Below are 6,808 nucleotides of genomic sequence, written 5' to 3' on the forward strand. Positions count from 1 at the left end.
AGGAACTTGCCGACGAGCAGGATGTGCCGCTCATCGGGGAGGTTTTTGTAGTCGATTTCGTCGAGGAACCGGCCCACCGTGCTGCGGATCACCTTCTGGTTCTCCCGGTCGCCCGCGTCGACGACCTCGGCCACCGGGGTGTCGGCCGGATAGTGCTTCCTCAGCTGCGCGAACAGGCGCTCGTAATCGAGAAGCATGGTATAGACGACCAGGGTGCTGCCGGCGGCCATGAGCTTTTCGTTGACGTCCACCCGGCCTTCCCAATCGTCCATGGTCAGGATCACGGCGCTGGTGTCATAGCCGAAGGGGGGGCTCATCTTGACGGCGGCGCTGGCCGCCTGGAAAGCGCCCACGCCGGGGATCACCTCGGTGGGGATGTCTTTCGGAAGCTGCTCGAGCATGAAGGTGAGGCCATAGACCATGGGGTCGCCCCCCTGCAGGTCGGCCACGATCTTCCCCTCCCGGACGGCCGCGGTGACCCGGTCGACGATCTCCTTCCTGGCCCGGACCCCCTTTTCGGCCTTGGCGCGCTTTTTGGGATCGGCGATCTTCTCCGGGTCGGCGCCGTACATGACCCGCAGCGCGATCGGGCGGGACCAGACCTCCTTGCCCGTGATGAAGTCCCCCCAGTAGGCCCTCTCCCCTTCGGTCTCGACCAGGACGATATCGGCGCTTTCGATCACCTCCAGGGCCCGCACCGTAACCAGGTCCTTCGAGGTCCCCATTCCGACGATGTAAAACTTCCCCTGGCCCGCGTGGGCAACGGCGGCCCCCAGCAGGAACAGCACCGGCAGGAAATACTTCGCGCTCCGTCTCATTTGCACTCCCCCGTAAAGATTGGATCGTTCCCCGACCTGCCGGCCGGGACATCGCCTGCCGCCACTCGGCATCCGGATGTTCTTTATACACGACATTGTATTTTTTATGCAAGAAGTTTCAGGGCCGCCGCGACCAGCCGCATTCGCGCCCCGCCGGGGCGTGCCGATCGGCGTATAATGGGGTGTCGTTATCTTCCGCTACAGGAGGGCGCCATGATCGCCCAGACGCTGGTCGAATACGGGTTGCTTCAATCGCTCGTGAATTCGGTGGGGCATGCGCTCGGGCGCGCGCAGTCCTTCCTCATGCAGGGGAACAACCGTTACCTGCTCGGGGGCGCCCTTGTACTGCTCCTCGCCGGACTCGTCGCCGGGCGCCGGAGGCGCTGAAGGGCCCGGCCTTACCGGCCCTGGCCCAGGGGGATGGTCCAGTACTGGATCCCGTCGATTTCGTGCCGCCGTGCACCCGGAGGGATCTTCCCTCCCGGGAAGGCCTCGTTGCCCGGAAGGGTCAGGAGCCGGGGGGCCGAGGAGAGTTTTTTGACCTGCGCCTGAAGGTCGGCCACCTGCTTCTCCAGGCGGGCCACCCGGTCGGCCAGGTCCGCCGCGGGGACACCCGCCCCCCTTCCCTCGTCCGGGGCCGCCTCGACCCGGCCGCCGGCGTGAAATGCGAGCAGGCAGAGCGCCGGAACCGCCAGGATCCGCACCCACGATGATTTTTTCATTTCCGATTTCCTTTCGCCAGGTTTCTGTTACGGCGCGCGGGGAGGAAGGTTCCGGAATTGTGCGCCGGCGGGGAGACCGGGATTTCCCAAACGCCGATCCAGCGCGTTCCGGCAAAAATTTGCCAAAAGCGCCCCCGAAATCGCATAATGTCGCCTTAAGTCGGAAAACGCCCCGGCCGTGCCGGGGTTTTACTGGAAGGGCGGGACGTATGAAAATGAGGATCTGGATGCTGGCGGCCGTGGTCATCTTCTCGGGGGCGAGCCTCTTCGGCGCGTCCTTCACCGTCGGGGGCTCGGTGAAGCAGCCGCTGAACCTTTCCACCGAATCCCTGGCCGGATTCAGGGCCGTACGGGTCCAGCAGAACGAGATCCTGCGGGACGGGTCCTACCGGGGGTCGTGGCATTTCGACGGCGTGCCGCTCCGGACGCTGCTCGAGACGGCGCTGGTGGAAAAGGAGGATTCGGGCTTCGCCAAGGGGATCGACCTCGCCGTCGTCGTGCGCAGCCGCGACGGGCTGGAGGTCGCCTTCTCCTGGGGCGAGATCTTCTATCGAAATTCGGCCGACGTCATCATCGCCACCTCCGCCGTCCCGATCCGCCCGCGCCACAAGTCGGACGCCACCGAACGCTACGCGGAGCAATTCGACCGGAAGATCGGCTTCCCCAAGCTGGTGGCGGCGGCCGACGACTACGCCGACCGGTCGATCGAAAACGTGGTGTCGATCGAGGTCGTCAACCTCCGGCCCGGGGTGGGCTCGAAAAAGATGGAGAAGCCGTTCGCGCCCTCCTTTTCGGTGACCGGGGCCGGGGCGCGGGGGGCCGTCATCGACACCCTCGCGGGGCTGCCGCGGCTCGAGCTGCGCTCCGCCCACATGGGGGAGGGGAGCGGCTACAACGGTTTCCATGACTATGCCGGGGCGCCGCTGCACTCCGTCCTCGAAAAGGCGGGCGTCGCCTCGCGCCTGTCGGACATCTTCCTCTTTTCCGCCCCCGACGGCTACCGCGCCGCCCTCTCCCACGGGGAGATCTTCCTGCAGCCCGGCGGGCGCGACCTCCTCATCGCCGACACCGAGGACGGGAAGCTCCTCGACTGGGGGGGGAGGTTCGCCTTCATCCCCGCCGGCGACCTCATGAGCGACCGGGACGTCAAGGCGCTGGAGAAGATCGAGGCGATCGACCTGCGGCGCCGTCCGCACCTCTCCCTCATCGGGATCGGGAGCGGGGACACCGATCTGGTCACCGTGGAGGCCCTCACCGCCATCGGCCGGGCAGACCTCCTGATCTGCACTCCCGACATCAGGAAACGCTTCGCGAAATACCTGGGGGACAAGCCCGTCCTGCTCGACTTCTACGAGTTCCTCCCCCCCAAGCTGGCGCGCAAGCACGCGGACCTTTCCGGTGAAAAGCTCCTTGAGAAGATGCAGGAGACCTGGCGCGGGATCGCCGACACCATCCGGGCCGAAATCGCGCGGGGGAAGACGGTCGCCCTCCTCGACTACGGGGACCCCACGGTCTGGGGCGCCACCGAATACCTGCGCGAGACCCTCGACCCCGGCGAATACGAGATCGTGCCGGGGCTGAGCTCGTTCAACGTGGCCAGCGCCCTGCTCGAGCGCCACACCGGGTGCCGCGGCGCCATGCTCCTCGCCGACGGGAAGGGGGTCCTGGAGAACCAGTCCCTCTTCCGGGAGGCGGCGCGGAGCGGGGCGACCCTGAGCGTCTTCCTGGGACGGAAGGACCTGAACCAGCTGTCGGAGTTCTTTGGCGCCGCTTACCCGGCCGACGCGCCGGCCGCCGTCGTCTTCGAGGCCGGGTACTCGGGGCTCGAGAAGGTGGTGCGGACCGATGTCCGGGGGTTCCGGGGCGCCGTCGAGGAGGAAAAGGAAAAGGACCTTTTCCTCCTCTTCCTGGGCCCCTGCCTGGAAGCCGGCGCGAAACCGCACCGGCACTAGGCCCGGGTTCGCCGGCGGTCACGCTTTCGGATCGGGCGCCGGGTCCTTTTTGACGGCGGCGCGCCCGGCGAACTCGCGGCGGTGCTGGTCGCTCACCAGCTCCACGAAGAGCTCCTGCATGACCGCTTCCTTGCGGGCCGGGTCTTCGAGGTCCCGGTCGAGGCGCTTGAGCGCGACGCCCACGATGTCGCGGTGATGCAGGTCCGCCCCGAATTTCTCCCGCGTGAGCCGGAGCCACATCTCGTGCAGCAGCCCGATGTCCACCGGCCACAGGCGCGGGGGGTGGGGGCCTATGTCGAAGAAGCGGGATTTCAGCGCGCGGTCGATCAGTTCGAGCGTCAGGCCGCGGTTGTGCGGCCCCGCCGTCTCCCAAGCCTCCCCCAGGCGGCGCGCCTGCTCCTCGATCGTCATCCGGTTGGAGACCCCGGCGACCACCTTCGAGGCCTTCAGCTGGAGCGCGGAACGGATGATGATGTCGGTGACATCGTTGCCGGGGACCACCAACAGCTGGATCCGCTTCCCTTCCCTTTCCGCCATGGCAACGGCGCGCGAAAACAGCTTCCGCTCGAACTCCATAAAAATCTGGTCGCGGGTGAGGGCCCCCTGGTCGTGGCGCACCCCGCGCATCCTCCTCCCGGTCAGGACCACGATATCCTGCTGCCGGGTGTTGGCCTTCCGGAGGATCTTTTCCAGGGGGTAGAGGGTCTCGTAGTTGCGCACGGCGACGACGATGCAGCCGGGGCGGACGTCGATGGCCTCCCGCGAGATAGCGGTCCGGTCTTCGAGCAGGAATTTTTCCAGGTCCTTAGACTCGCTCAGTTTTCTCGCGGTCGCGATCCGCTCCGAGACCACCAGAACCGCGAACATCGCGGCGGTGAAGAGGAGGCCCGCCACCGTCGCCACCTTCTTGGTCAGCAGGTTGGCCAGGGCGGTCGCGAAGAGGATGGCGGTGACGGCCGCCAGGCCGACGGGGATCTCCCGGCCGCGGAAGCGGAGATTGAGCGGGACCTTCCACTCCCGGGCCTCCGGACGCTTGAAGCGCAGGATGAGGGTCGCCAGGGCGTTCATGGCGAAGCTCCAGATGACTCCGAAAGCGTAGGCCTCTCCCAGGATGAAGACGTCGCCCCGGCTCGCGATCACGATCAGGATCTGCAGCCCCACGATCAGGTTCAGGAAACGGTAGGTGGTGCCGTACTCGCGGTGCACCTTCCGGAACCAGTCCACCAGCACCCCGTCCTCGCTGAGCCGGTTGAGCACCCCGTTGGACCCGATGATGGCGGTGTTGCAGGCGCCGGCCAGCATCATCACCCCGACGATCACGACGAAGACGTGGAAGCAGAGCCGGAGCGCGAAGGGGCCGGCGAGGTTCATGGCGATGCCGCCGATGAGGTTGTCGTGGTAGTGCGCGCGCTCGGCGTCGGGGATCAGCCCGATGCCGAGGAAGGACACCAGCGAGGTGAGCACCAGGCTGAAGACGAAGATCGCCAGCGCCGCCCGCTTCAGGTTCGCGAACTTCGGGTGGGCGATCTCCCGGTATACCTGCGCGAGGGTCTCCTCGCCGCTCAGGGCCAGGATGGAGTGCCCGAACCCGATGAAGAGGGCCACCAGCGGGATGGCCGGCAGCGCCGTGCCGCCGAGCCACCCGAGCGCCCCGGGGTGGAAATCCATCTTCCCGAGGTCGGGGAGCGGGGCGGGCTGCCCCCCCCGCACCAGCAGGGTCCATCCCCCCCAGAGGATGAGGGCCACCACCATGACGCTCGCCACCTTCATGATGGAGAGGGCCTTCGAGCTCGACTCCTCGATCCCGACCAGGTTCAGGCGCCAGAAGTAGAGGATGACGAGGATGGCGAAGAGTGCGGCCCCGGCGTCGCGCGGCAGCGCCAGGGGGATCTCGGCGAAGGCGGCCAGCTCGTTGATCAGGCCGACCAGGTAATGCCCGGCCGAGACGCCGCTGATCGGCGCGGTGAGGAGGAAGTCGAAAATGAGCGCGGACACGGTGGCCTTGGCCGCCGTCGGCCCCATGGCCTCCTTCACAACCCGGTAGGCGCCGCCGCGGACGAAGAGAATGGAGCTTTCGATGTAGACGCTCCGGACGGCGATGGAGAAGAGCATGACCCCGAGGATGAACCAGGGGGCCGATTTCCCGATCGCGTGCTCGGCGATCCCCCCGACGTAAAACGCCGAGGAACCGAGGTCGTTGAGCACGATGGCCGCCGCCCGCCAGAAGCTGATGAAAGAGAGCATGGCCGTCGTGGCCACGATGACGCGGGACTGCGTGCGGGTGTCGGCCTGCTTCATGGCGCCGGGGGACCTCCTCCCCCTCGACCGGTGCGCGAACGCAGGATTGTACCACTTTCGGCCGGGGGAAAGGTCGAATTTGACGCGCCGGGCTTCAGCCGAGGAGCAAGCCGATCCCCACCAGGACAGGGGCCGCGAGGTTCGCGAGCACGTTCTGCCCGAGGGAGGGGCCGAGCCTGGCGAGGTTGTCCGGGTGGGCCAGGGCGCCCCGGGCGGCGGGGAGGGCGAAGAGGAGGGAAACCAGGCTGATCAGGGTCCAGGGCGGCATCAGGCGGAGGGCGACCCCGAGGAGGATGGTCAGGTAGGTGGCGGCGACGAAGAGGGCGAAGACGCGGGCGCTCGCCTTCCGGCCGATGGCGATCGGCAGGTGCTTGCGCCCGACGGTCCGGTCCGCCTCCACGTCGGGGAACTGGTTCAGCAGCAGCAGGTTGCTCACCAGGAAGAAGGGGACGAAGGACACGGCCAGCGCCGTCCAGGAGAAAGCGCCGGTGAGGGCGAAGTAGGTGCCGTTGACCATAAGGGTGCCGAAGCCGAGCCCGGGGGCTACGAGGCACAGGAGCGGGACCCGGTTCAGCCAGGGGGTGTAGACCACGATGACGAACAGGCCGAGCGCCCCGATGGCCAGGATCGGCCACCCGTAGAGGAGGTAGAAGTACACCCCGATGGCGACGCAGACGGCGGCCGTCACGATCCCCGTCCAGAGCGCGATCGGAAGCTTGTGAGGCACGGGGACCAGGGTGCCGCTCCCCCCGCTGAAGGGGGTGCGCTCGGTCCGGAAATCGAGCCCGCTTTTGATGTCCTCGTACTCGTTGAAGGCGTTGACGCCCCCGTGGGCCAGCACCCCGCCGGCGAAGCAGAGGAGGGCGTGCCAGGGGTTGACGCCATACCCGGCCCACACGGCGGCCGCCAGCCCGAGAAAGACGCAGGCGACGGCCAGGAGAAGGAACCTGGGGCGCATGACGCCGATGATGTACCGGAGGTCGTTACCGCTCTCTTCCGCTGCCATGGTGCCGTTTCC

6 protein-coding genes are annotated in these 6,808 nt (G+C 67.3%); 2 read left to right on the top strand and 4 right to left on the bottom strand.

Features of this window, described 5'->3' with window-relative positions:
- Window positions 1-818, bottom strand: an 818-nt coding sequence (locus GXY47_10530; protein ID NLV31578.1) for a hypothetical protein, incomplete at its 3' end; no start/stop codon positions are given.
- A 213-nt stretch (window positions 819-1,031) separates the two neighbouring features.
- Between GXY47_10530 and GXY47_10535 the strand changes: the two genes are divergently transcribed.
- Window positions 1,032-1,205, top strand: a complete 174-nt coding sequence (locus tag GXY47_10535) for a hypothetical protein (protein ID NLV31579.1) — start codon at window positions 1,032-1,034, stop codon at window positions 1,203-1,205.
- A gap of 11 nt (window positions 1,206-1,216) precedes the next feature.
- On the opposite strand, the gene GXY47_10540 is transcribed toward GXY47_10535, so the two are convergent.
- Window positions 1,217-1,540, bottom strand: a complete 324-nt coding sequence (locus GXY47_10540) for a hypothetical protein (protein ID NLV31580.1) — start codon at window positions 1,538-1,540, stop codon at window positions 1,217-1,219.
- A 209-nt stretch (window positions 1,541-1,749) separates the two neighbouring features.
- On the opposite strand from GXY47_10540, the gene GXY47_10545 reads away from it, so the two are divergent.
- Entirely contained in the window at window positions 1,750-3,492 is a 1,743-nt protein-coding gene (locus GXY47_10545; GenBank protein NLV31581.1) for a hypothetical protein, read from the top strand.
- A gap of 18 nt (window positions 3,493-3,510) precedes the next feature.
- Here GXY47_10545 and GXY47_10550 read toward each other — a convergent pair whose 3' ends face one another.
- The gene (locus GXY47_10550) at window positions 3,511-5,790 is read right to left on the bottom strand and encodes an APC family permease (GenBank protein ID NLV31582.1); all 2,280 of its coding nucleotides are present in this window, start codon (window positions 5,788-5,790) and stop codon (window positions 3,511-3,513) included.
- A gap of 94 nt (window positions 5,791-5,884) precedes the next feature.
- Entirely contained in the window at window positions 5,885-6,796 is a 912-nt protein-coding gene (locus GXY47_10555) for a prenyltransferase (protein NLV31583.1), read from the bottom strand.
- Between the last annotated feature and the right edge of the window lie 12 nt (window positions 6,797-6,808).

Source organism: Acidobacteriota bacterium (assembly GCA_012729555.1).
GTDB lineage: Bacteria > Acidobacteriota > UBA6911 > UBA6911 > UBA6911 > UBA6911.